The organism is Pseudoalteromonas sp. JB197 (assembly GCF_002332205.1).
Taxonomy (GTDB): domain Bacteria; phylum Pseudomonadota; class Gammaproteobacteria; order Enterobacterales; family Alteromonadaceae; genus Pseudoalteromonas; species Pseudoalteromonas nigrifaciens.
The window spans coordinates 682665-708731 of the sequence record NZ_NRGZ01000002.1 but is presented as its reverse complement, the minus strand read 5'-3'; the positions used below and the strand labels follow the sequence as shown (position 1 = coordinate 708731).

Annotated in this window: 22 protein-coding genes; 14 read left to right on the top strand and 8 right to left on the bottom strand. The window is 39.1% G+C overall.

The genetic code is table 11. The annotated features are described in order from the left end of the window. Positions 1-175: 175 nt before the first annotated feature. Positions 176-1066: a hypothetical protein gene (locus tag CIK86_RS18335; protein ID WP_254910731.1), complete on the top strand. Its 891-nt coding sequence runs from the start codon at positions 176-178 to the stop codon at positions 1064-1066. Then, on the top strand, positions 1063-2010 hold the full coding sequence (locus CIK86_RS18330; protein ID WP_086995720.1) for a hypothetical protein: 948 nt from the start codon (positions 1063-1065) through the stop codon (positions 2008-2010). The genes CIK86_RS18335 and CIK86_RS18330 overlap by 4 nt, the downstream gene beginning before the upstream one ends. 32 nt (positions 2011-2042) lie before the next feature. On the opposite strand, the gene ushA is transcribed toward CIK86_RS18330, so the two are convergent. Continuing rightward, positions 2043-3659 (bottom strand): bifunctional UDP-sugar hydrolase/5'-nucleotidase UshA, encoded by a 1617-nt coding sequence (gene ushA / locus CIK86_RS18325; RefSeq protein ID WP_011329974.1) that lies wholly within the window; start codon positions 3657-3659, stop codon positions 2043-2045. A gap of 82 nt (positions 3660-3741) precedes the next feature. Further along, complete coding sequence (locus tag CIK86_RS18320) at positions 3742-3921, bottom strand: hypothetical protein (protein ID WP_041454917.1); 180 nt, start codon at positions 3919-3921, stop codon at positions 3742-3744. Positions 3922-4169: 248 nt separating this feature from the next. On the opposite strand from CIK86_RS18320, the gene CIK86_RS18315 reads away from it, so the two are divergent. Then, entirely contained in the window at positions 4170-4910 is a 741-nt protein-coding gene (locus CIK86_RS18315; protein ID WP_086995723.1) for a peptidylprolyl isomerase, read from the top strand. Positions 4911-4981: 71 nt separating this feature from the next. Here the strand turns inward: CIK86_RS18315 and CIK86_RS18310 are convergent, their stop codons facing one another. Beyond that, complete coding sequence (locus CIK86_RS18310; protein WP_086995727.1) at positions 4982-5401, bottom strand: MAPEG family protein; 420 nt, start codon at positions 5399-5401, stop codon at positions 4982-4984. A gap of 176 nt (positions 5402-5577) precedes the next feature. On the opposite strand from CIK86_RS18310, the gene CIK86_RS18305 reads away from it, so the two are divergent. Continuing rightward, entirely contained in the window at positions 5578-8460 is a 2883-nt protein-coding gene (locus tag CIK86_RS18305) for an insulinase family protein (protein WP_086995730.1), read from the top strand. Positions 8461-8549: 89 nt separating this feature from the next. On the opposite strand, the gene CIK86_RS18300 is transcribed toward CIK86_RS18305, so the two are convergent. Beyond that, on the bottom strand, positions 8550-9932 hold the full coding sequence (locus CIK86_RS18300) for a Na+/H+ antiporter NhaC family protein (protein ID WP_011329979.1): 1383 nt from the start codon (positions 9930-9932) through the stop codon (positions 8550-8552). 334 nt (positions 9933-10266) lie between these two features. On the opposite strand from CIK86_RS18300, the gene CIK86_RS18295 reads away from it, so the two are divergent. Continuing rightward, the gene (locus CIK86_RS18295) at positions 10267-10773 is read left to right on the top strand and encodes a GNAT family N-acetyltransferase (protein ID WP_086995733.1); all 507 of its coding nucleotides are present in this window, start codon (positions 10267-10269) and stop codon (positions 10771-10773) included. 16 nt (positions 10774-10789) lie between these two features. Here CIK86_RS18295 and CIK86_RS18290 read toward each other — a convergent pair whose 3' ends face one another. The 4 genes from CIK86_RS18290 to CIK86_RS18275 all read right to left on the bottom strand — a co-directional run bounded on the left by CIK86_RS18290 (position 10790) and on the right by CIK86_RS18275 (position 15257). Further along, a complete protein-coding gene (locus tag CIK86_RS18290) occupies positions 10790-11404 on the bottom strand; it encodes a PqiC family protein (protein ID WP_011329981.1) in 615 nt (204 codons plus the stop codon). Next, positions 11404-13059 carry an intermembrane transport protein PqiB gene (gene pqiB / locus CIK86_RS18285; RefSeq protein WP_086995736.1) on the bottom strand — a complete coding sequence of 552 codons (1656 nt, stop codon included), beginning with the start codon at positions 13057-13059 and terminating at the stop codon, positions 11404-11406. The genes CIK86_RS18290 and pqiB overlap by 1 nt, the downstream gene beginning before the upstream one ends. After that, positions 13056-14285, bottom strand: coding sequence for a paraquat-inducible protein A (locus CIK86_RS18280; RefSeq protein ID WP_086995739.1), 1230 nt, complete (start codon positions 14283-14285; stop codon positions 13056-13058). The genes pqiB and CIK86_RS18280 overlap by 4 nt, the downstream gene beginning before the upstream one ends. Before the next feature lie 156 nt (positions 14286-14441). Further along, positions 14442-15257 carry a thioesterase family protein gene (locus CIK86_RS18275; RefSeq protein WP_086995742.1) on the bottom strand — a complete coding sequence of 272 codons (816 nt, stop codon included), beginning with the start codon at positions 15255-15257 and terminating at the stop codon, positions 14442-14444. Between the two features lie 254 nt (positions 15258-15511). Between CIK86_RS18275 and dnaK the strand changes: the two genes are divergently transcribed. From dnaK to CIK86_RS18225, 9 genes are all read left to right on the top strand, one after another. Further along, positions 15512-17428, top strand: a complete 1917-nt coding sequence (dnaK, locus tag CIK86_RS18265) for a molecular chaperone DnaK (protein WP_086995747.1) — start codon at positions 15512-15514, stop codon at positions 17426-17428. Positions 17429-17617: 189 nt separating this feature from the next. Next, positions 17618-18760, top strand: a complete 1143-nt coding sequence (gene dnaJ, locus CIK86_RS18260) for a molecular chaperone DnaJ (RefSeq protein ID WP_011329986.1) — start codon at positions 17618-17620, stop codon at positions 18758-18760. A gap of 77 nt (positions 18761-18837) precedes the next feature. Next, positions 18838-19299: a Cys-tRNA(Pro) deacylase gene (gene ybaK / locus CIK86_RS18255; RefSeq protein ID WP_086995751.1), complete on the top strand. Its 462-nt coding sequence runs from the start codon at positions 18838-18840 to the stop codon at positions 19297-19299. A 56-nt stretch (positions 19300-19355) separates the two neighbouring features. After that, entirely contained in the window at positions 19356-19607 is a 252-nt protein-coding gene (locus CIK86_RS18250; RefSeq protein WP_041454920.1) for a hypothetical protein, read from the top strand. A gap of 164 nt (positions 19608-19771) precedes the next feature. After that, complete coding sequence (locus CIK86_RS18245) at positions 19772-20035, top strand: hypothetical protein (RefSeq protein ID WP_041454922.1); 264 nt, start codon at positions 19772-19774, stop codon at positions 20033-20035. 149 nt (positions 20036-20184) lie between these two features. Continuing rightward, the gene (locus CIK86_RS18240; RefSeq protein ID WP_011329989.1) at positions 20185-21915 is read left to right on the top strand and encodes a cache domain-containing protein; all 1731 of its coding nucleotides are present in this window, start codon (positions 20185-20187) and stop codon (positions 21913-21915) included. After that, the gene (locus tag CIK86_RS18235; RefSeq protein ID WP_086995754.1) at positions 21908-23272 is read left to right on the top strand and encodes a sigma-54 dependent transcriptional regulator; all 1365 of its coding nucleotides are present in this window, start codon (positions 21908-21910) and stop codon (positions 23270-23272) included. Before CIK86_RS18240 ends, CIK86_RS18235 begins: the two co-directional genes overlap by 8 nt. Positions 23273-23459: 187 nt before the next feature. Next, entirely contained in the window at positions 23460-24419 is a 960-nt protein-coding gene (locus CIK86_RS18230; RefSeq protein ID WP_096317118.1) for a porin, read from the top strand. Positions 24420-24430: 11 nt separating this feature from the next. Continuing rightward, on the top strand, positions 24431-25906 hold the full coding sequence (locus tag CIK86_RS18225; protein WP_086995758.1) for a DASS family sodium-coupled anion symporter: 1476 nt from the start codon (positions 24431-24433) through the stop codon (positions 25904-25906). The last annotated feature ends 161 nt before the right edge of the window (positions 25907-26067 follow it).

Genomic DNA, 26067 nt, shown 5'->3' with positions numbered 1-26067 from the left:
AATCCGGTCAATTGTCCTTGTTTATTTGGAGGATAGGAAGGCGTTAAGAATATTCATATTAACTTGTAGGTAAATTAATTAAATCAGATGCTTATAGTTAATAGGTAAAATTACTTATTGCAATAAGTAATTAAAATTGTTCAAATAGGCTAATAATAATATTAGGATGTTTTGTTTGAACATTAAATGCGTCATTTACAATAAAATGCTGTTAATTGTATTTTTATATTTGTTAATTATTTTGGTGTGGGTGTGTGGTCAACTAAGTGTTGATAGCAGTGAGTTACGCTTTGTAAAATTAATAGAAACATCAATTGAATGCCAAACATCTGCAATTAAAAATGAAAACCAGTTAATCATTTTTGCACCATCAAAAAAAATAGCAGGTACATTAGCACATAGCTTATGTACAGATGATGTGGTAGCTAAGCAGTACGGGGCGGTTGTAAGTTACTGGCGCTATAACACGACGGAAAGCTTTGAATTTGTAGGAAAAGGCATTGCAGATCTTATTTTAACTAAAAACAATATTATGGAAGCATTTAAAGCCGAGACTACCTATAACTACCAGCCTGTAGTTGGGTTTTCTGATTACACTGCATTTTTTATTTCGGCTAAAGAAAAACCTAAAATAACAAAAGAGTACTTTTTGGGGAAGCGTATTGGATTATTAGATTACCCAACCAGTCGCTCAGGGCATATATTGCCCAAGCAAGTATTTAAAGAGTTGGATATTAACCTCGAAAACTTAAATATTATTTATGCTAGCTCTCACGATGCCTTACGTGATTTATTGGCTAACGGAAAAGTAGATATTATAGCTTCGTTTTGGCAAGAAAGTGATGCAAAACGCTTTTCAAAAAACTATATTACACCGCTAAAAAATAATATTGCAGGCACGCGTTGGTATTTAAAAATGCCACATAATAATACCGATTTATTGTGCTCGGTACAGGCGCATTTATTAGCCATGTCGCAAGAGCAATCTCTTCATTACTATAAAGGTGCGCAGTCATTTTGGCAGTGTGATAATGACGTTGTAACTTATAAGCGAGATGAAATATGAGTAAGCAGTTATTTTCATTTATTACGCTATTCATTTTTTTATTACTTTGTAGCGTATTTTATTACTCAGTAAGCTATAAACAACAGCAAGTGCAAAAGCTTAATATAGCCACGATAGAAAAACAGGTAGCGTTGGATTTACCTTTACTCGACTTATCTAATGAACTGCTTAAGTACTCCAGTAATATAGATAATATAAATAGTTATTTAGAGCAGTTAAATTCGCAACTAATCGGCACTAATTTATTATTGTTAAATATTGTCGCTGAAAAAAAGCTATCAACCACATTAACCGGAGCGCAGTTTTTTACGCGTTTAACGACCAGTATTGGCCCTGTTTTTTTAGTTTTTGATATAAAACCACAGCCATGGCCGTGGCGTTATATTTATTATTATGTCGCTATTTTTATGTTAAGTGCTTTTGTTAGCCACTGGCTGAAAACGGTTATTACAATAGAGCAAAAAAGTATGCAGTTAGCTACGCTGCAGCCTGAACCTGTTGAGGAAAGTAAATCACCCGTGTTAGTTATTAATCTAAATACTAAAACGGTGTCAGTTAATATTAATCCGCAATACCAAGTATGTTTAGCAAATAAACCACTTAGCTTTTATTTAGCGCTTATTGAATTTTGTAACAGTAATAGCGATGTTGTGCTCAGCCATAATAAAGATGTACCTTATGAGCTAATTGAATTAGCTAATAAATATTTTTATCGATTAGTAGAGCTGGGACACACGATCCGCAAGCGCCCTAACTTTAATAATAGCCTTGAAAAAACATTGAGCGAAATACGCGCGGCGTTAGATGAAGTGTTGAGTGAATACCCGCAACAAAAAGAAATTTTTTATCCGCCTAAGGCATTTGGAGAGGGTTCTCGTTCGCGGCTACACAGTTACGGGTTAGTTAATATTGCTAAAGGCGATGTAGAAATAGTAGGCAAGTAATATACTCGTTCCTACTATCTCCAAAAAATAGATTATTTAGGGGCAAACTGGGCCGCATCTATCGGGCTGTGCTCTGCAAAAAAACGCTTTAATGCGTTAGAGTCTGTTTCATCAGTAACTACAAAACCTTTTGCTGTGGTTAGTGCAGGGTAGCCATCACCACCTGAGGCGTTAAAGTTATTAATGCTCATACGGTAAGTTTTACTTTTATCTAATGCTTGCCCATTTATTAATACCTTTACTAAGGTGTTGTTTTTATGCTCAAACGATAATTTGTGGTACTGCATGTAAGCGCCTGAATCAGGCGGGAAACGCGTTACAACTTCTAAATATTGCCATAAATCTTCTCCTGCAATATCGATATAAGCCACTCGATTTTGAAACGGTTGGGCTTTTAAAATATCTTTATAACTTACTTCGCCTGCAGCAATACTGTCGCGTACACCGCCGCCACTCATAATGCCAAAGTCAGCATCGGTACTGTTCATTTGCGCTTGAATAATCACGCGAGCTAAATTTGTTTGTTGGTAGCGTACTTTATTGCGATCGCCCTCAAGTCTGGCATTTACATAACCAATTTTACCTTCAATTTGTTTAGCGCCTTTTTCCTGATACTCGGCTAAAAATGCGTTTAACTGTGGATTAGGCGTAATGTACTCGTTAGCTAATACACTAGAAGTTGTGCCATCCGCGTGTTGTTTATCAACATATAAATTAACGGGTAGCAGTTTATAATTTAAGAGGGTTAGCTGGCCATTTTCAAGTTTAAATTCGGCTTTACCAACATATTTACCCCATTCGTGGGCTTGCATTATCCAAGTGCCATTTTGTTGATCGGGCGTGCAGGCTAGGCCGGGTTTAAAGTTATCGTCATTTACGTTTTTAGCCGCCATACATACAGGCTCTTGAGAGTGACCACCGATAATCATATCTAAGGTGTTAGTTGGCAGTGAGCGCGCAAGTGTTACATCTCCAGGCGCATTAATTGCGTGGCTGGCATCCACATAATGCCCCATATGAGTGAGCGCAATAGTAATGTCGGGGTTATATTGTGCTTTAATTTTTTGTGCTAATTGTGCCGTGATTTCGATTGGATCTTTAAACTCTAATTGGCGAATATATTCGGGATTACCTATTTTGGCTGTATCAGTGGTGGTTAAACCTATAACAGCAATACTCAGCCCATTTTTATTAAATACTTTATAGCTATCAAATACATTTTTACCGGTCGATTTTTCAAATATATTTGCCGATAAAAAAGGAAAGTTAGCCCATTGCTGTTGCTTTTTAAGCACGCTCATCGGGTTATCAAATTCATGATTTCCAAGGGCCATCGCATCATAACCAATTAACGACATGCCTTTAAAGTCAGGCTCAGCGTATTGTAAATCTGACTCTGGAATGCCGGTATTTATATCGCCACCAGAAAGCAGCAGTACTGCATGTCCCTGCGCGATTGCTTTATTGCGTAGCGAGTCAATCAGGGTTTTACGGGCAGCCATGCCATACTCACCTTTTTCATTGTGCCAAAAGCGACCATGATTATCGTTAGTATGCAGTACGGTTAAATATTGTGGGGTGGGGCTAGTGAGTGTAGTACTACACCCAAGTACACTAAAAGCAATGACAAACAAAAAAATTATGCGCATAAAACACCTATTGATTAAAAGCACTTACGTTTATTGGCGCATAGTTTAACTAGTTTGCTACAAAAACACACTTTTACATTCTTTAATCACACTTTAATTTTTTAGTGGCAGCTAACTCTCTGCGTTTTAGCTCTTCGCTGGCATATCTGGCTTTTTGATGATTAATACCTACCATCCAGATTAAAAAACTAGCAGGTAAGCGTGTGTAGGGCTCTCCCTTATGTAAACCAAAATCACAAATTTGGTTGTTTTTTTCTGACATTACAATCCTCCATTTACGAATTTGCAGAGGAATAATAACAAAAATAAAACAATTTATAAGTGCATTTTCATTAAACAGCGTTTTTACAAGGATAAGTTCAGTAGGAAGGTGATGAAATGTAATTAAGTTGTAACCGACTTGGTTTGAATTGTATCAGGGGCTATTTTGCAGTCGATTTTTAGTCTTACTCGCATTACTCTAAGAATCACTAAACTTTACACTAAATAAAATAATAATAGGGAAAAACGATGAAAAAGCTTTTATTAGCCTCGTTACTTAGCGCAGTAAGCTTTGCCAGTTCAGCAACCATTGTAGAAGTAAGTACCAGCCAAGGTGTTATTAAAATTAATTTATTTGATCAAAAAACACCAAAAACTGTAGAAAACTTTATGAGTTATTTAGATGATGCAGCGTATAACCAAACAGTGATTCATCGCTCAGTCAAAGATTTCATAATCCAAGGTGGCGGTTTTACCTACTCAGATGATTTTGATCGAATTACAACCAAGCCAGCAGTCATTAACGAACCTATTTACTCTAATGTTAAAGGCACGATTGCCATGGCTAAACTAGGTGGAAACCCAAACAGTGCAACTAGCCAGTGGTTTTTTAACTTAAAAGATAATAGTGCCAACTTGGATGTGCAAAACAGTGGTTTTACTGTGTTTGGACAGATTACGGATGATAGCCAAGCGACTTTAGATAAAATAGCTGCTTTAGTACATTGTGATGAAATACCGGTAGTTGGTATCACTACAGAGCAGTGCTTAAAAAGTGATGTAACCATTAGTAATGCTAATTTAGTGACTATTCAAAGCGTATTAGTTATAGATGACGATCCTAATTCAGCGCAAAACCTTACACCGGCTAAAAACACATTAATTAGCCAAGTAGTGCCACCTTCGCAAAAAGAAGATTCAAGCGGTAGTATGGCTTGGTTACTAGGGGCTTTATTATTAGTGTTACCACGTTTAAAACGCGCTAAATAACAAATGCTCAAAATAAAGAAACCCCGCTATGGGTGTTAAATAGCGGGGTTTTTAGTTGTTTAATGTAAGAGTTAAAACAGTAATACCCGCCAAATTATTACCAGCCATAACGCAAATACACTGCCACAGCCTATTAAGAATAGATTAAAGCGTATTCTTATTTTATTACTGCCTAAGTGAACAACGCTATGTAAAATACGCGAAATCACAAACAGCCAAGCTAAAACAGCCACCAGAATGCTTGCACTATTGAGTTGCATTGCAAGTAAGCACCCAGCATAAAACAACACGGGTATTTCAAATTGATTGGTAAAGTTTCTATCAGCAACACGCACATTGTCACCTGCATTATCTAAACGCATAGTGGCAAAGTCGGTTAAATTTATGTGTTTATTTTTAGCTGCGGCAAAACGTCTTTTACCCATAATAATCATTACAATGAGTGAGAGTAAAACTTGGGCGAACATAGCTAAAATGATCAACTTTTCCATGGTTTTTCCTTATTATTATTTGAATTAGTTGCAGTATGCAGGTGTTTTTCACAATGTGTTACACAATTAACGGATAAATTGTGGCAAAACATTAATCTAAAATGTTAATTTAGGCTGTAAATAGCTTTTTAAATAAGCGTAGATCGCAGTTGCGACATACTTTTAATGGAAATAAAATGAAAAAAATTATTGGCTTTAGTGCCATTGCACTTGCTGTACTAAGCGGTTGTTCAAATACATCATCTGTATCTCAAGCACCTCAAACTGTTTTATTATCAGACTCGCTGGTTGTAAGCCCTAATGATAATCGCGAATATAAAACGCTTAAATTAGCTAACGACATTGAAGTTATTTTAGTATCAGACCCCAGTGCTGAAAAATCAGCCGCGGCATTAAGTGTTGGAGTGGGTTTATTACATGACCCAATGAGCCAACAAGGCATGGCCCATTATTTAGAGCATATGCTGTTTTTAGGCACAGAGCGCTACCCAGATACTAAAGGGTACTCTGACTTTATGACCAAAAATGGTGGCGCACACAACGCCTATACTTGGCTCGATATTACCAACTATATGTTTAAAATTAACAACGATGCGTTTGATGAAGGGTTAGACCGTTTTGCTGACTTTTTTAAAGCCCCTAAGTTATACCCTGAATACACAGACAAAGAAAAAAATGCAGTAAATGCAGAGTGGTCAATGCGCCGCGAAATGGACTTTTTTGGGCAGTTTAAACTAGCGCGTAAAATGATGGGTGAACACCCAGCTAACCGTTTTTTAATTGGCAACCTAGAAACCTTAGGTGACAAAGAAGGCAGCTCATTACACAAAGAAACAGTTGATTTTTATAATAAATACTACTCTTCAAATATTATGAAAGTAGCGCTTATCTCTAATTTGCCAATTGCGGCAATGGAGCAAAAAGCACAAAAATACTTTGCTGATATTAAAAATAAAAACATCGAAAAACCAACAGTAACCGCCAAGCTTAACTTTGATAATGCCGGTGGTAAGCGCGTGTTCTATGCCCCTAATGAAGATGTAAAACAGCTACAACTTGATTTTACCATTAGCAATAACAATAACGAATTTGCACTCAAGCCTAATCGCTTTGTGGCCTACTTATTAAGTAATGAAATGCCTGGCAGTCCAGCGCAAATATTACGTGATAAGGGGTGGGTATCGCAATTGTCAGCATCGGCAGTGCCAACCCACTATGGCAACTACGGGTCGTTAAACGTTAACGTAGAGCTTACAGATACAGGCATGCAAAATCGTGAAACGATAGTGGCGACTATAATGCAGTATATTGAATTGATTAAAAAAGAGGGCGTTGATAGTAAATACTTTAACGAAATTCGTACCTCGTTAAATAATCAATTTAAGTTTTTAGAAAAAGGCGATGAGTTTAACTACGTAAGTACATTGACTCAAAGCATGCAAGATTATCCATTAAATCATGCCATTAATGCGCCTTATTATTACGCTAAGTTTGATGCAGACTCAGTAAATAAAGTGCTTAAACAATTAAATGCCGACACTTTACGCATTTGGTATGTATCGCAGCAAGAAGAAACCGACTCACAGCTACACTTTTACGACGGTAAATACCGCATTAGTGACATAAGCGAGCAGGAAGTTGCAAGCTGGAACAAAAAAAGCCAGTTTAATTTAGCGCTCCCTAGCGTAAATAACTTACTGCCAGAAAATTTTGCTATTAAAACCCAAACATTTAAACAGCAAAAATCCCCAGAGCTTGCTTATGATAAAAATGGCGTGAAAATATGGCGTCAGGCAAGTCAAAAATTTGCCGAGCAACCAAAGGGACTTGTTGAAGTTTATATAAATACTCAGCCGGGGCTAAACGATGTAAAAGCGGAGGTTTTATACTCTGTTTGGGCCGATCTGTACAACATACAGCAAAGCCAACTAAGCACTGAGGCTGCTATTGCAGGTATGAGCGTAAACCTTGCACCAAGTAATGGTTTAGTTTTGTCTATGAGTGGCTTTACAGATAAGCAAAATGTACTGCTTAAACAAGCATTAAGTGGGTTAAACAGTGATATTAGTGGGCAAGCATTTAACCAAGCTGTAGATCGTTTTAAACGTAATTTACTTAACCAGCAAAAACAATTTCCTTACGCGCAAGCATTTGCTGAATATACAAAATTAAGCCGTACCGGTAGCTTTGATACTGATACTTTAATTAGCACAGCCAACACTTTAACTTTAGCTGATTTTAATGCTTTAAAACAAAACACCTTTGCTAATAACGATTTACGCGTATTTAGTTATGGTAACTATAACCAGCAAGACATAGCAGCAATAGCATCCGAGCTGAGTGCTATTTTGCCAAGTAACTATAAACACACTGAGTTTGCGCGCAGTAAAGCATGGTTACCACAACCAGGTGAAACCATAGTGTTACAAAAAGATATAGATGTAGCCGATGTAGCTTTGGTTGATATGACAGTTCATCCAACACCGGGTTACAAACAAAAAGCACAAGCTGCCGTGCTACAAGGGCATTTTAGAACCATTGCATTTGATAAAATGCGTACCGAGGAGCAACTTGCGTATGCCGTTGGTGCGTTAGCTCGCCCCATAGAGGATTACTCAGCGATTGGTTTGTTTATTCAAACACCAGTAAAAGGGCCAAAAGAAATACAAACGCGTTTTGATCTGTTTAAAAAAGAGTATGCAGTTGAGCTCGACAACATGAGTGAGGAGACGTTTGCACAGCTTAAAAATGCCACGTTAGTATCGCTTAAAGAGCAACCTAAAAACTTAAGTGACGAAATGAGCCCACTATTAAATGATTGGTATCGTGAAAACTTTAATTTTGATTCAAAGCAACAGCTAATAAATGAAGTTGAGAAAGTAACGCTTAGCGATATTAAAGACTATTACCAACAAACAATGCTTAACCCTAATGCGGCACGTTTAAATGTGCAATTACGCGGGACTAAGTTTATAGAAAGTGACTTCGCCGATTTACCAAATCAAACAAAAATCACCACGCTAGATGCCTATTACAATGGTATTAAACTACAAAAATAAGCTTTATTTTTACAGCTAAAAATAAACCCCAATGTATTGCTACATTGGGGTTTTTATTTATTTCAGTTAATTTAAGCCATCACTAAAACTTAAGCCATTAGTAAAAAGCCTATCACCGCTAGTGCTGCAGCAATAAGCGTATAAGGCAATTGTGTAACAGCGTGGCTCATTAAGTTACAGCCAGCGCCTTGGGCTGCTAATACCGTTGAGTCTGAATAAAAACATGCTTGGCTGCCAAACGATGATGCTGATAATAACGCGCCAATGACTAATGGAATATTAGCATCTACCGCCGTTGCCAGCGGCATAACAATAGGAATAGACACAGCAAATATTCCCCAGCTTGAGCCCGTTGCAAATGCTAAAACAGACATTGCAATAAATACCACTGCAGGCAAGTAACCCGCGGTCATGTATGGGCTTAAACTATTAATAACATATTGCGGCAAGCCAATTAAATCGCACACATCTTTAAATATAAACGCGGCTATAACCGTGCCTATAGCCGGTATCATGCTTTTAAATCCATCGAGCATACGTTCAATCATTTCACTAAACGACATTAATTTTTGTAACGCATAAAATGGCAAAATTATAGCCATAGTGGCCAGTAAACCTTTATAAACGTCTATCTCAAAGTAAACGGTAAAGCCGACTAATAAAATAATAGGCAATAAAAAGTTATGTAATTTACCTTTAGGATCAGCATCTTCAAAATTTTCTTCTACTGCTTTTACCGCGTACTCGTCTGCTGTTTGTACTTCACTGTATTGCGCCGGATCGACTTGTGCTTGCTCAATTTGTGCCATCTGTTCTGCTTTTTTCATTGGGCCAAAAGCAGGGATCACTCCAAGTACCACTAACAGCACAACGAGTACCGCAAACCATGCGTAAAACATATACGGAATAGCCTGAATGTAAACAGCAATGCCTTTGCCTTCTTCAGCAATACCGTTATCTACGAGTAAACCACCAAAAAATACCGCCCACGTAGATAGGGGCACAAGTACGCAAATTGGTGCCGCAGTTGAGTCGACAACGTAGGCTAGCATTTCGCGGCTTACTTTAAATTTATCGGTAATGCGTTTCATGGTTTCACCCACAGTAAGCGCATTTAAATAGTCATCAATAAAAATAACTAATCCAAGGCAAAAGGTCATAAATAATGAAGAGCGTTTGCCCTTAGTGTATTTAAGTGCCAACTTACCAAATGCAGAAGCACCACCGGTACGGACTAATAAGGCGATTAACGCACCAAAACCACCACACACCAATATTAGCCAGCCAATGGTTTCGTCACTCATTACTTTAAGTGAGGTGCTGGCAAAATTAGCCAATACCTGCGAGGGATCAGCCATTATGAGCCCAACAAGGGCACCAATTAATAAAGATAAAATAGGGCGGCGTAGTACTACAGCCAAAATAACTACCACTAAAGGCGGCAGTAAGCTTAACGCAGAAGGTTCAAGCATTTAAGTATTCACAAAATTAAAAGCATATTTAAAAATTTAAACTGCTTAACAAAAACAAAGAAGATGATAAGTTAGTAGTATTATCACTTTCCAAGTCACTGCTTTTGCACGCGATATCACTAGGGAACTGTTATTTTAAATTAATAATCAGCAGTAATATGCGTTGGCTTGGCGCCAGACGGTGCGAGGAGTGCAACCGCTTTTGTTATGCCTATAAAAACATCGGCGCAAAAGTAATCTGCTTTACATCTTCAGTCAACAAATAAATGCTTTAATTGACTCATTTTTATAATTTAGGTGACTATAGCGCTACAAACCAAAAGGATAACAATACATGCGAAGGCAATTTAATACCGAGCGATTAATTATTCGCCATGCTGTTGAAGCAGATGCTGGCGATTTATTAAAGTTAGTAAATCAAAAAAGTTTTATAAAATACATTGGGGATAAAAAAATTTATACCCTTGAGGATGCTATAACCTATATTAAGCAAGCTTTTAGTGAGGCGCACCAATCGCAAGGGTTTGGCCCTTATGTGATCACTTTAAAAAATCAGCAGTTAGTGGGGGTTGTTGGTTTTTATAGCCGTGCAATGTTGCAGCACCCCGATATAGGATTTGCGTTATTAACAGCGTTTGAAAAACAAGGGTATATTTACGAAGCTGCAAAAGCGTTAGTTGAAAATAAAAGTATATTTGGCATTAATAAATTATGCGCCATTACCTCAATAGATAATAGCGCATCACAAAATGTGTTAATTAAGCTTGGCTTTAAGCGACAAGGGCAAGCAATAATAGATAAAGAAAGCCGCAGCGTTGTTTCTTTATTTTTATATCATTAAGTAATTTTAGTAATGATTATTTAAACCGCGTTTGTTCAATTTGCTTGGCTACTGCTAGGTTGATTTCTTGCCAGGTTTTTTCAAGCGTTGCGACTAGCGCATCATAGCCGTCACCGTCGAGTTGCGTTACATTAGCAAAATTGTGCAAACTTAATAAGCGTCGGCCTGTTTCGGGATGGGTATAATATAAACGCCATAGCCCAGATATATCTGCGTTGCCTTGTAGGTCGCCATTAAAATGATGAATTTCATATTCTAATTCATAAAAAGTTTGTTGATCTAGCTCGGTGATCACCGGTAAACCTTTTATTACCATCCAGTTAGGTAGGGCATTAAAGAGTGTTTGTTGGGCACTTACGGTGAGCATCGAATCAGGTGACTCACCCCATAAGTGATAGTTTGCAGCATGAATTTGATTGTGATCTATTTTCATAGCAATGCCGCGATTATTTAAGGCGCCCCTCAGTACAACTGTTTGTACTCTTAATTGCGCATCAGTTGCACTTACATCTCTTGAGGAGGCAACAATAGGTTGTTCAAACTGATAATACGCGATGGCAGTTTGAATTGATGAACTGCAACCACTAAGCAGTAAAACGAGTAAAATAACAAAAAAAGATGATTTAACCATTATTGCTTCCTTGGTTTTGGGTCTGCGGGTAATGCTTTATCAAATATAAACATATTAGGCTGCTCATTTAGGCCTTTAGTTAGCGGCTGTAGCTGCTCACTTAAACGTTTAAACTCTTGCAAGGTTTGCTGTAGCTGATTATTAAACTGCGAACCTGCTTGGTAGCTGGCCATGGTTTTATCAAATTGGCGCATAGTGACTTCAAATTGTTCCATACTCTTGGTCATTTTTTTGAAGTTTTGATTAAAGTCACCCGGTAAATTTTGTGTGTCTTTTTGGTTTAGCAAATCGCGCATGTCGTTGGCCAACCCTTGGTAGTCGCTAAAAGTGGTTTGCATTTGTGCTAAGCTATCTTCGATTTTTAGCTCGTTTACCTTATTAAGTACATCAGAAACCTGATCGGCTAATACAGTAATACCGCTAGATATACTTGGAAAAACATCATATTGAGCCAGTTTTTCTAGTTTTGCATCAGGCGCATCGGTATAAATGTCAAAGTCGACATACACAGCACCGGTAAGTAAATTACCCGGTTTAAGCGAAGCGCGCATACCATTGTTTACCCAGCCATTTAAACTCGTTTGCCAATACTCTTTAGCTAAATCGTTATCGTGGTATAGGCGCCCATATTCTATTTTAATAAGCACAGGTACAGCCGTATTTTGGTTTTTAAAGTGAGCTGGTTTGCCGTTAATAATCACATTGGCAGGGGCTTCTACTACTGTACCAATTCGAGTTCCTCGGTATTCAACCGGAGCGCCAGCGCGCAGGCCGCGAATTGATTGCTCAAACTCAATAAGATAGTAGTCAAAGTCGTAAAAGCGCTCTTCTAGTGCTTCTTTATAGCTTTGACTAAGCGAAAAGCTATGCTCATTTTGGGCAATATCGCCAGGTGCTTGTTGATCGGGTAAGCCCACCGATATACCGCCTTTTAAAAGTTTACTAAGCGATCCGGTATTAATGTTTATGCCATCAGCAGAAAGGTCAATTTCTATACCTGAGTTAACCCAAAAAATAGAATTTAAGGTGATCAGGTTTTCGTAGGGTGCTTTAATAAAAATACCGTACTTCATGGCTTGGTTTTTCCAATCAAATGTCGCGGTTTCTATTTGCCCAATTTTATAGTTTTTGAAAAATATACCGGTACTTACTTCAAGTACCTCAGCGTTGTAGCTCAATAACTTAAAGCGTCCGCCTTTAACATCTTTACCGATTAAGGCCGGCTCGTCTTGTAGTTCAAACTTTTCTTTTTTCTTTTTACTTTCTCCAGGCGAAAACTCTAAATATACACCTGATAAAAGCGTACTCATGCCACTAATGCCGGTTTCATCTATACGCGGTTTTACCACCCAAATTTTGGCATCTTCGGTGAGTAAGTTATCGTAGTTTTTATCTATTTGAGCGCGGGCAATAACACTGTCTTGCGAGTCGGATAAACGCACATGATCTATTTGGCCAATTTTAACACTGCGTACTTTAATTTCGGTTTTTCCCGCAACTATCCCCTCCGCTTGTGGCATGGTTATATAAATAGTCGGGCCTAAATTAGTTTGGTATTGATAAAGCATCCAAACACCCACAAACAGGGCAATAACGGGAATAATCCAAATTGCAGAAATTTTTGATTTTTGTGTAATATTAGCGGTTTCGGTCATGCATTATTCTCTGCGTTATTATTTTTAGGTGAATCCCATAGCAAACGTGGGTCAAAGGCGTGAGCTGCCATCATTTGACATAGTACCATAACAGTAAAAAAGGCAACGCCTAAGCCGGGCGTTACCGACATTAAGTTACCCAATTGTACCAAAGCAACTAAAATGGCCACAACAAACACATCAATCATAGACCATTTCCCAATAAATTCAGTAAGTTGATAAACACGTGTATACCCTATGGTGTGATCATTTGCGGGTTTGGCAACCATAAAGCACAAAAAGCTCAATACTAAAGCCTTTGCAAGTGGGACTACAACACTGGCAATAAATATAATCATGGCAATAGGGTATGAGCCATTTTGCCACAGCGCAATAACACCAGCAATTAAGGTTGAAGGGCTTTCATCGCCTAAACTGGTGGTATACATAATGGGTAAAACATTGGCTGGAATATAGCAAATAATAGAGGTAATTAACCAAGCCGTAGCTTTTTGTACACTGTTGGGGTTTCTAATATAGGTTTTACTATGGCAACGATTACAAACACTTTGCGTGCATAGTTGATGGCACACATGGCAAGCTTTTATATCGTTATCAATGGCGCGCTGAGTAAGGTTTATATTTTCAAGTTTTTCTACTGGGACAATTTGTGCCCACAAGCGGGGGCGGTTTAAATGTGTTAACGCACTAATATATAAAATAACAAAGCCCACATAAGCCCAAAAGCTCACCCCAAAACTAATATCCGCGAGAGACATTATTTTAACCATACTAACAAGTACGCCAATGAGAAAAATCTCCGACATAATCCAAGGTTCAAGCGCTAGGGTAAATTTTAATAATCGTCGAGCAATACCTTGAGGTAGCGCTCTAAGCGCGCCTAAATGTAATGGTATTAGTATAATAAGTAAACTCATAGGCAGGGCTATAATACTTAAATCAATAAATAGCCCCAACAAGTTACTATCGTAATTAAATAAAATACGCGCGGCATCGGGCAAGGTTATAGTTTGCGTAATACCGCTGCTGCTAAACGAAATAAAAGGATAAAACATGCTGCTGAGTAGCATTAGCAAGGCACTAAAGCTTAGGGCTACAACTCGGCTGTCGTGATCTGTATCTGAGTCAGAAACCTTATGCCCACAATGGGGGCATGTTGCGACATTTTTAGCCTCAACCTGGGGGACCTCAATAATATAGTCGCAACAAGGACACGCTATTTGCAAAGTGTTCGCTTAGAATTAAACAAAGAGTTAAATTTTGCTATAATTATCGCCTAAATACAAATATTATGACTGTTGTTGAGCGTAATTAATTATCAGTTAAGAGCGCATTGCAGTGGCACTCGCTACATTATATACACTAACACCACTGCTTATACATCAATCAAATAATGCCACTGTTTGGCGAGTAAGGGCAATCAGCTCACCTGATTGCGACCAAATACAGCCGTCTTCTAAGCCGTAACCACCTTTTGCATGATGGGTAATTGCTTCAAAGCCCAACCATTGACCAGGAGTTAAGTTAGGCGCTTGCACAAACTCTAAATACCACGACATACTACTAGCAGGCGCTGGTTGTTTAAACATTTGTAATAAGGTTGGAGGCCATGCATCGGTTAGCGCTATAACATGTGCTTCTGTAATGGCCGCTGGAGTTTCTTTAAAGCGCATCCACCCACCTAAATGGGAGGTTTCTGCACTGCTAAAAGGCATAGCACCTTGTTGTGGGCATAAATCAACATGTTGAAAAAACTCCGGCATTTGCCCTTGTATAAATGGCAATGTATGGCGCTCATTAACTTCGTGTAAACCTAACGACTTTGCAACGGGTACATTAATAGCTGAGTTGCGATTACTAGCAAAGCAGGCTTGTACAATTACACACACTTGCTCGTTTTGAATTGCTTTGGCCAGTACTTGAGTACTACTTTTGCCTTCACGCAGTATTTCTACCGATAAAGAAAATGGCGTATCGGCAAGCAGCGGGCCAACAAAGTTAGTACTTAAAGATAATAACCGGCGCTCACTATTTACTTGAGCTCTCATTGCTTGATATAAAAGTGCTGCAGATAACCCACCAAAAGCGGTGCGCCCTTGGCACCAATTAGCTTCAAACTGCATGGTGTTTGCCACATTATTAGTGTCGTCTTGATTATTAATATTAGCGGCTTGTTGCAGCAAATGATCGAAATTCATTAGTTAGCGTGTCCTTAAAAGTACGAATTACTAAATATATAACACAGCCAAACTTGTCAGACCAGCAATAAAAGTTCAATACAAACGGCGTAAAAACCAGCGTTGCTAGCAAATATTGCACTTTATTTAGCTTATTTTGTAAAAAAATCAAAAAAAATGATATTTTTTTCATTTTTACAGTTGAATTAAGTTTGCAGCATCCCTATTAACTAGTCATCGAACGTATTAATGAATATTGAAGTTGGAGAAATTTCATGGGTAGAATTATTGGAATAGACTTAGGTACTACAAACTCTTGTGTTGCAGTACTTGATGGTGGCAAAGCACGTGTTATTGAAAACGCGGAAGGCGATCGCACAACCCCGTCTGTTATTGCTTATACGCAAGACGGTGAAACTTTAGTTGGTCAGCCAGCTAAGCGTCAAGCGGTTACTAACCCAACAAACACAGTATTTGCTATTAAGCGTTTAATTGGTCGTCGTTTTGAAGACGAAGAAGTACAGCGCGATATCGGCATCATGCCATTTAAAATTGTTAAAGCCGATAACGGTGATGCATGGGTTGAAGCGGGCGGCGAAAAACGCGCTGCACCACAAATCTCTGCTGAAATCCTGAAAAAAATGAAGAAAACGGCTGAAGACTTCTTAGGTGAAGCAGTAACTGAAGCAGTTATCACAGTACCGGCATACTTTAACGATTCACAGCGTCAAGCTACAAAAGATGCGGGTCGTATTGCTGGCCTTGAAGTTAAACGTATCATCAACGAGCCAACTGCTGCAGCACTTGCTTACGGTATGGACAAAAATCGTGGTGAAAACATTGTTGCAGTATACGACTTAGGTGGCGGTACTTTCGATTTATCAATTATTGAAATTGATGAAGTTGAAGGCGAGCACACGTTTGAAGTACTTGCTACAAATGGTGACACGCACTTAGGTGGTGAAGATTTCGATAACCGCGTAATCAACTACCTAGTAGCTGAATTTAAGAAAGACCAAGGTCTAGACTTAAAAACTGACCCACTTGCAATGCAACGTGTTAAAGAAGCTGCTGAAAAAGCGAAGATTGAACTATCTTCTGCACAATCTACAGAAGTAAACCTTCCGTATGTAACTGCAGATGCGACAGGTCCTAAGCACATGAACGTGAAACTAACACGTGCTAAGCTTGAGTCACTTGTTGAAGACTTAGTAACTAAGTCAATTGAACCATTAAAACGTGCACTTGCTGATGCTGATTTATCAGTAAGCGACATCAACGACATTATTCTTGTTGGTGGCCAAACACGTATGCCTTTAGTACAAAAAACAGTTGCTGAGTTCTTTGGTAAAGAGCCACGTAAAGATGTTAACCCTGATGAAGCTGTTGCAGTAGGCGCGGCAATTCAAGGTGGTGTACTAGCTGGTGACGTTAAAGACGTACTATTACTAGACGTTTCTCCATTATCTCTAGGTATTGAGACAATGGGCTCGGTAATGACAGCACTAATTGAGAAGAACACCACGATTCCTACTAAGAAATCGCAAACTTTCTCAACAGCTGAAGATAATCAGTCTGCAGTAACAATTCATGTACTGCAAGGTGAGCGTAAGCGTTCAAGCGACAACAAATCTCTAGGTCAATTTAACCTAGAAGGTATTCGTCCAGCACAACGTGGTACACCACAAATCGAAGTAACATTCGACGTGGATGCCGATGGTATCTTACATGTATCTGCTAAAGATAAAGATACAGGTAAAGAGCAAAAAATTACGATTCAAGCATCTTCTGGCTTAAGTGATGAAGAAGTTGAACAAATGATTCGTGATGCTGAAGCGCATGCTGAAGATGACAAAAAATTCGAAGAGCTAGTAGCGACTCGTAACCAAGCAGATGCAATGGTTCACGGTACACGCAAGCAAATTGAAGAAGCTGGCGATGCACTTCCAAGTGAAGACAAAGAAGCGATTGAAGCGGCTGTAGTTGACCTTGAAGCTGCTATTAAGAGTGACAAGAAAGACGAAATTGAAGCTAAAACTCAAGCGCTTGCTGAAAAGTCTCAAAAGCTTATGGAAATTGCACAAGCTAAAGCTCAACAAGGTTCAGCTGACGCAGGCGAGCAACAACAATCTGCTAAGCAAGATGACGACGTAGTTGATGCAGAGTTTGAAGAAGTTAAAGACGACAAGTAATTGTTGCTTACGCTTCTAGCTAACACAAAGCACTATAACTTAGTTAAGTGTTTAAGTTAGAATGAACGATTGAGGCGCGCAGGCAATAGCTTGACGCGCCTTTTGCATGAGAATTAGGTGGTAAATCGATACGATTTATCGGTTTATCAAGCAGCCTAGCTGCAAATAGAAAAGAGTAGTGTGGTAGATATGTCAAAACGCGATTATTACGAAGTCCTCGGCGTAAGCAAAGATGCGAGTGAGCGAGACATTAAAAAAGCGTATAAACGCTTAGCGATGAAATATCATCCAGATCGTACTTCAGGCGACAAAGAGCTTGAAACAAAGTTTAAAGAAGTAAAAGAAGCTTACGAGATATTAACTGACGCGCAAAAACGTCAAACTTACGACCAATACGGCCATGCAGCTTTTGAGCAAGGTGGCGGCGGTGGTGGTCATGGTGGTTTTGGCGGCGGTCATGGCGACTTTGGCGATGTTTTTGGTGATGTTTTTGGCGATATTTTTGGTGGCGGCGGTGGCCGACGTCAATCTCGTCAGCAACGTGGATCTGATTTGCGTTACAACATGGACTTAAGCTTAGAAGAAGCGGTTCGTGGTAAAGAAGTCGAAATTAAAATACCAACTTGGGTAGGTTGTGATCCATGTGATGGCAGCGGTGCAAAAGCCGGATCCAAGCCTAAAACATGTACTACGTGTCATGGTGCTGGGCAAGTACAAATGCGCCAAGGCTTTTTTGCTGTTCAGCAAACGTGTCCTACGTGTCAGGGGCAAGGTCAGATTATATCTAACCCTTGTGACAGCTGTCATGGACAAGGCCGCGTAGAAAAAACGAAAACCTTATCGGTTAAAATTCCTGCGGGTGTTGATACCGGCGATCGTATTCGCTTAACGGGCGAAGGCGAAGCGGGAATGCATGGTGCGCCTTCTGGCGACTTGTACGTGCAAGTATCTGTTCGTGAACACCGTATTTTTGTACGTGACGCAAATAACTTACATTGTGAAGTTCCTATTAGCTTTACTACAGCGGGTCTTGGTGGCGAAATTGAAGTGCCAACACTTGATGGACGCGCTAAGCTTAAAATTCCTTCTGAAACACAAACGGGCAAAATGTTCCGTATGCGTGGCAAAGGCGTTAAATCTGTTCGCAGTGGTGCAATTGGCGACTTAATTTGTAAAGTAGTTATTGAAACACCAATAAACCTGAACGAACGTCAGCGTGAATTATTAGAAGAATTAGAAGAAAGCATGGGCAAAGATAGCTCAAAAAACCGTCCTAAAGAGCAAGGCTTTTTTGACGGTGTTAAAAAGTTTTTTGATGATTTAACTAAATAATTTAATGTGTTTTATAATATTAAACGGCGCTTTTTAGAGCGTCGTTTTTTTTGCTTAAAATAATAGTGTAGCAACATATGACACCAGCAATAGAGTTACTGAAAAAACAAAAAATTGGCTTTGAATTATTAAGCTATGAGCACGATCCAAACACCACTAACTTTGGCCTTGAAGCAGCCCAAAAGCTAAACCTTAATAGGGATCAGGTTTTTAAAACCATAGTGCTGGAAAACCAAGATGGACAGCTCATAGTCGCCATTACACCTGTTTCTCAGCAAGTTAACTTAAAGCTGCTTGCCTCATTGTGTGGCGCTAAAAAGGTAGCTATGGCTGCGGCAAAAAAAGTGCAAGCAAGCACAGGTTATGTATTAGGAGGCGTGAGCCCACTGGGACAAAAAAAACGCCTTGCTACTTTTTTGCACAGCAGCGCTGCACAATTTGCATGTATTTATGTAAGTGCAGGTAAACGAGGCTTAGACATTGCGATTAACCCCCATGAGTTAGCCAAATTAACAGCAGCAGTGTTGGGGGAATTTTAATCAGCATTGATTTTATAACGCTTAGTTAATTAAATTACTGCAAAAATGGAGGACAAATGGCAAAGCCAAATAAAAAAGGGCCAACTAAAACGGTCGATATATTTTGCTCAAGCTGCAGGGCACCTTTATTTAAGTACCGTAAAGGGGGAAAAGGTGCGTTAGTTAAATGTTTTATTGAGCGCATTAGCCAAGACTATACTAAGCAGCCTTGTATTTGCCCAAAATGCGAACGCCCATTTGCGCGGCCTGCAATTATTAAAGGCACAGCTGCATATAAAATGATTGGTGGAAAAGTTACTTTTAAATAAGGCACCTGTTTATTTCAATATTCCGATTAGGGCGGACATAAGCCCTTGATTGAATTTGCTACATTGATAAACTTAACCGGTTTTGCTGTTTCAATGATTGAAAAATACCCTCCCCACGGATCGGGCCAGTCAATTGGGTTTTTAAAATGGAAAAGGATAGACGTGTGATTGCACTTTTATTTGATATTGTAGGTATGACGGGTACTGCTTTAGTAGTGGGTTCATTTTTTTTGTTACAACTAAATAAAGTATCACCAGCGAGTTTGCTTTATAACATGATGAACTTAACCGGCGCTATATTGCTGCTTATTAGTCTTTGTTATAACTTTAATTTAGCCAGTTTTGTAATTGAAATATTTTGGATTGCAGCTTCTTTAATTGGTTTATATAAATATGTTAAAAATAAACCAAAGCTAGGCAAAGCTTAATTATACTTTTATACCGTGAAACTGCCTTATTTCACGGTTTTTATGTTTTTAATACAATTGTTAACAAAAAGTTTATATCTCTCTTTGCATTATGCAGATAAACTATACCCCATTATTAATAGCTAACATTACCCGTTTTATAGGCGTTTATGTTCTTCATTCCTAAAAAAATTATTTTCGCATTTTTATTGCTACTCTTGTTGTTAACAGTCACTTTTTGGTTTGGTCGAATACATGACTTAGAGCAAGCAAAAAAACAAGCCGACCAACAAGTAAGCCAATTAAATAACTACATTGATAATGAGCTTGCTCGATTTGCTGCGATCCCGCAATTACTCACCAATAACAACTTACTCATTCGCTTTACTAATAATGAAGAAGAGCATTATAGCGCTATTAACAACTACTTAGCGGATATACAAAAAGCCAGTGGCGCATCTGATATTTATATACTTAATACTCAGGGCGAGGTTGTTGCGAGCAGCAATTGGCAGGCCGATTATACATTTTTAGGGAGTAACTTTTCATTTCGACCGTATTTTAAACAAGCATTTGCGGGTGAAAAGGTAGCTTATTTTGCGCTTGGTCAGCGTTCAAAAGAGCGTGGATTATATTTTTCGCAGGCTATTTATCATGAAGGTAAAGCAATTGGGGTTGTGGCGCTAAAAGTAAATGTTGCTAAGTTTGAAGACGACAGATCGCTGCTTAATACGGCAGCAGGTAGTCATTTTTATTTACAATTAGCAGATAATGTTATTGCTATGTCGGATGAGCCTAATTGGCGTTTAAACAGTTTTCAAGAGCTGGATATTGCAGCCAGGCGGGAAATAAATCAACGTCGTGCTTATTTAGACTACCAGCCGGGTCTTATTCCTTTACAACAATTTAATAGCCAAAACATTGCACAATTTAAAATTGCTAAGCGTTTATATGTAGTGGCCTCTAAGCCATTAAAACACTTTAATGCTCAAATGAACGTATTAGTAGATGTTTCTAACATAGCAGCCATGCAGTTACCTCGGTTGTTATGGTTGATGATTTTTTATTGTGTGTTTATTTTTATCGTTTATAGCTTACTTGCACGTTTTGCTGGTTATAAAAAACTACTTTATTCTAGGCACAGTTTAGAGCAAAAAGTGATTGAGCGTACCCAAGCACTTGAAAAAGCTCAAACCGCTTTAGTACAGTCTGCAAAACTTGCCACCATAGGGCAATTAAGCGCAGGCATAAACCATGAAATTAACCAGCCTTTGTGTGCCATGAACGCTTATTTAGCCAGTGCAAAAATATTGCTCAATAAAGGTAAGTTAACAGCATTAAACGAGAACTTAGTCATTATTGAGGGCTTAGTCGAGCGGGTGCATAAAATTGTTGCGCAATTAAAACACTTTAGTAAACCTTCAAAAATGCAACTAAGGCCGCACCCTTTGTCGGCATTATTAAATAACGCTTTAATGATCACTCATTCACAACTAAAACAAGATGATATTAGCGTTATTCCTCCGCAGTTTGAGCAAAATATTACCGTTTTGGTCGATTCGCTTAAGTTTGAACAAGTATTAGTTAACGTTATTACTAATGCATCGCAGGCAATGAGTAACTGCGCAACGCGGCAATTAAGTTTTGAAGTTGAATGCTTTGATGGACGAGTAAAACTATCGATATTAGATACAGGATCTGGCATAGAACACCATACTTTAGGCTCTATTTTTGAACCATTTTATAGTACCAAGTCGAGTACCGGTTTAGGCCTTGGTTTATCAATATCTAAGCAAATCATCGACTCGTTTGATGGTCGTTTAAGTGCGCATAATCGCCCAGAAGGGGGGGCGCAGTTTATTATTTGTCTTTGGAGTACTGCGGAGTCACAACATGATTGAGCCACTGCTTTGTAAACAGGTAATGGTTATTGATGATGAGGCGATGATCCGCGATTCGTTAAATCAATTACTCACTTTGGAAGGCTACCAAGTTCAATGTTTTAGTGATGGGGCAACGGCGCTTAGTCGCTTAAGCCGAGGCTATAGCGGCGTGGTCCTTAGCGACATTAATATGCCAGCAATGGACGGGCTTACGTTACTTGAGCAAATAAAAGCGTTTGATAGTGAGTTACCGGTTATATTTTTAACTGGGTATGCCGATGTGTCGGTGGCGGTAAAAGCGATGCAGTTAGGCGCTTATGATTTATTTGAAAAACCCCTTAACGAGCATTTAATAGATTGTATTGCTAGAGCGTGCGATAAACGCAGCCTGGTAATGGAAAACCGCGCTCTTAAACGCGCGGTAGAAAAAACCTCAGCGCCGGGTGTGCGTATTTTAGGTGATACGCCTAAAATGCAGCACATGATGAAGCTGCTTAATACCGTGATAGATACTCCTGCAGATATATTAATTGAAGGTGAAACTGGGACTGGCAAAGAGCTGGTTGCACGTTACTTACACGACCACAGTAACCGTTCAAGCTGTCAATTTGTGGCGATTAACTGTGGTGCTGTGCCAGAGCAGCTCATAGAAAGTGAACTGTTTGGTGCTGCAAGCGGTGCATACACTGGGGCCACAAAAAATAGAAAGGGTAAATTTGAATTTGCCCAAGGTGGCACTGTTTTTTTAGATGAAATAGAAAGCACCCCGTTGTCGTTACAAGTAAAGTTACTGCGTGTACTAGAGGAGCGAAAGGTAACGCCGGTTGGCGCTAATCATACCGTTAACTTAGATATTCGCATTGTAGCTGCTACTAAAGTTGATTTGCTGGCATTGGTGAATGAAGGTGGGTTTAGAGCCGATTTATATTATCGCCTTAGTTTGGTCAAAGTAAGCATTCCAGCGCTGCGCGATCGAAAAGCTGATATTCCTTTATTATTTAAGCATTTTAGCTCAATTGCGGCAACGCGGTTTTATAAACCACTTGGGGCATTAAATGTAGAGTTAGAACAACGTTTATTAGCCTATGACTGGCCAGGTAACGTGCGTGAACTAAGAAACCAAGCAGAACGAGCAGTATTGTTAGGGCCTGAATTAGCATTTGCGCAAAGTGATTCAGCTGATCAACAAGTGTTATCACAAGATTTAAGTTTGGCCGAAAAGGTCAGTTATTATGAGCAATCTTTAATAGAAGAAGCATTAGAGCGTAACCATGGCAGTATAAAAAACACCATGGGCACGCTGCAAATTGCGCGTAAAACCTTGTACGACAAAATGAGTAAATATGGTCTAAATCGGGATATGTTTACTGATTAGGGCATGTAGTAGTGTGCGATAAAGGTGATGTTTTTAAATAAAAGCGTGCGGATATCCGCACACTTTTTTGCTTTAAAAACAGTGTTAATCATTTAACTTGCTGAAATTTATGTTTATTTAGTAGTTGGCCATCATTTTGCTTAATGGGTGTACAACAATAAGTAGATTCTAATTTTTAGGACACATGATGATAAACAACACACACGTTAAACGCTCTGCGCTTACTTTATTGTGTAGCATAACTGCCTTACCTAATATGGTATTAGCTGCTGAATATTCTGTGTATGGTAAAGCAGAAGTACAAATAGCTAAAACCGATACAGGCGTTATGCGCTACGCCGATGAAGGTACACAAATAGACGCGCCATTTTCACGCATAGGGATCAAAGGACAACACACACTTAACGAGTACGTTAGCGCAGTATTTAAATACGAAGTACAAGTAAAGGGCTTTGAACATGACGATACTAACGAGCCGTTTACAGCGCGTAATACCTATTTAGGTTTAAAAGGAGCGTTTGGTGAAATAGTTGTCGGTAGAAACGATACCCGCTTTAAATACTCAGAAGGTAAGCTGGATAATTTTAACGAAACACAAGCCGATATAGCACAAGTTATTGCTGGGCAAGACCGCCTTGGCGATACCATCACTTACACTTCAAGCTATTGGCATAATGCTCAGTTTTCATTTACTTATGCCCCCAAAGACGATAATAAAGATAACCAAGCGGGTTTTGCCGCTACACTTATTTACGGTGATCGTAATTTAAACAATACGCCATATTATATTTCTTTAAGCCATGTTGACTCACTTAATAATATTAAAGCGAGTCGGATTGCAGGTGTTTATAAGTTTGAGCAGTTACAGCTAGGTGCTTTGTATCAACACTCAGAGTCAATAGATGGCACTAAATCAGGCAATGGCTATGTACTAAGTGCAAGCTATACCTTAGATAAGTGGGTTCCTAAATTACAGTTTGCAAAAGATGACTCAGCACTGCGTCAAGAGTCAGAAGCCACTCAGTGGAGTACAGGTTTAGACTATGTATTTGATAAACAAACCACGGCTTATCTTTTATATACAGACTTAGACTTAGAAGAAAACGCCGATAGCAGCTTAGCGCTTGGTCTTAGGTACAAATTTTAAGGTTTGGATAAATGACACAACAAATTTTGCAAAATAACGCGCCTAAAAACCAATTTAAGCAATGGTTATTACTGCTACTTGGGCCAAGCATAATGCTATTGACCTGTTTACTCGATCCCCCTACGGGCATGTCCAGTGCAGCGTTTAAAACTGCTGGGTTAGCATTTTGGATGGCGTCGTGGTGGGTAAGCGAAGTAGTACCTATTCCGGCAACTGCTTTATTGCCACTTGTTATATCGCCACTGGCTGGTATAGCAGGTATGAAAAGTGTAGCCGCGCCTTATGCTCATCCATTAATATTTTTATTTTTAGGTGGTTTTTTAATTTCTATCGCAATGGAGCGCTGGGGGTTACATAAACGCATAGCACTGAGCACCATGTTGTATGCAGGCACTAAGCCTAGCTTACAAATATTAGCTATGATGCTGGTTACGGCTTTTTTATCTATGTGGATGTCAAACACAGCTACCGCAGTGATGATGCTACCAATAGCTTTGTCTATTACACATTTAGTAAAGCAGTCAGATCCTAGCAATGAAGGATTTGGAAAAGCTTTACTACTTTCTATTGCTTATGGTGCCAGTATTGGTGGTATTGCAACATTAATCGGTACTCCGCCTAATGCTTTAATGGCAGCTTACTTGTCCGATAGCTACCAAATAGAAATTGGCTTTGCACAGTGGATGCTAGTCGGTGTGCCACTGGCGGTAAGTATGCTGTTTATTAGTTGGATTTGGCTTACAAAGTTTGCTTATAAAGTAGACGCAGGTATTAAAAATAATCAAAAAATAGGCACCAAAGCTGTATTTACTGAACAATTAAAAGCACTTGGTGAAATGCAACGCGCCGAAAAAGGCGTGCTATTTGTATTTGTGCTTGCTGCTGCGTGTTGGATATTTAGACCTTTGCTAGGCGAGTTTAGTGGTTTGAGTATTTCAGACACCACTATTGCGATTGCCGCGGCGCTATTATTATTTGTATTACCTGCAAATAAAGGCACTAACGAACGTATTTTAGATTGGGAAAGTGCTGCTAGAGTACCTTGGGGCGTATTATTATTGTTTGGTGGTGGCTTAACACTTGCCTCGCAAATAAAGTCATCGGGCTTGGCGCAATATATTGCACAAATGATTCAAGGTGCGAGTGCTATTCCTCTCGTTATGAGTATTTTAGTGGTCGTTGCATTAATTACATTTTTAACCGAAATCACCAGTAACACCGCCACCGCGGCTGGTTTTTTACCCTTACTTGGCCCCGTTGCAGAATCGATTGCAGGCTCACCACTTGTGTGGGTTATTCCGGCGGCGATTGCCTGTAGTTGTGCATTTATGATGCCAGTAGCCACCCCACCAAACGCAATTGTGTTTGGCTCAGGGCAAATACAAATGCGCGACATGATACGTGCAGGCTTTGTGCTTAATATTGTGGCAATTGTTTTAATTACTCTAGTAACAATGACAATTGCAGCGCAAGTATTTGGCTTTTAAATTGCGCAGCTATTGGCTGCTAAACAACAGCCAATAGCTGCAATAGTTACCACTTAGCTCCAACCAAAACCAGAGTAGTTTTGTATATAGTTCAATACTATGCAAAATTACTCTTTATTGCTCGTATTACAGAACAAGGTTATAGTCTCAAATAACTTTAA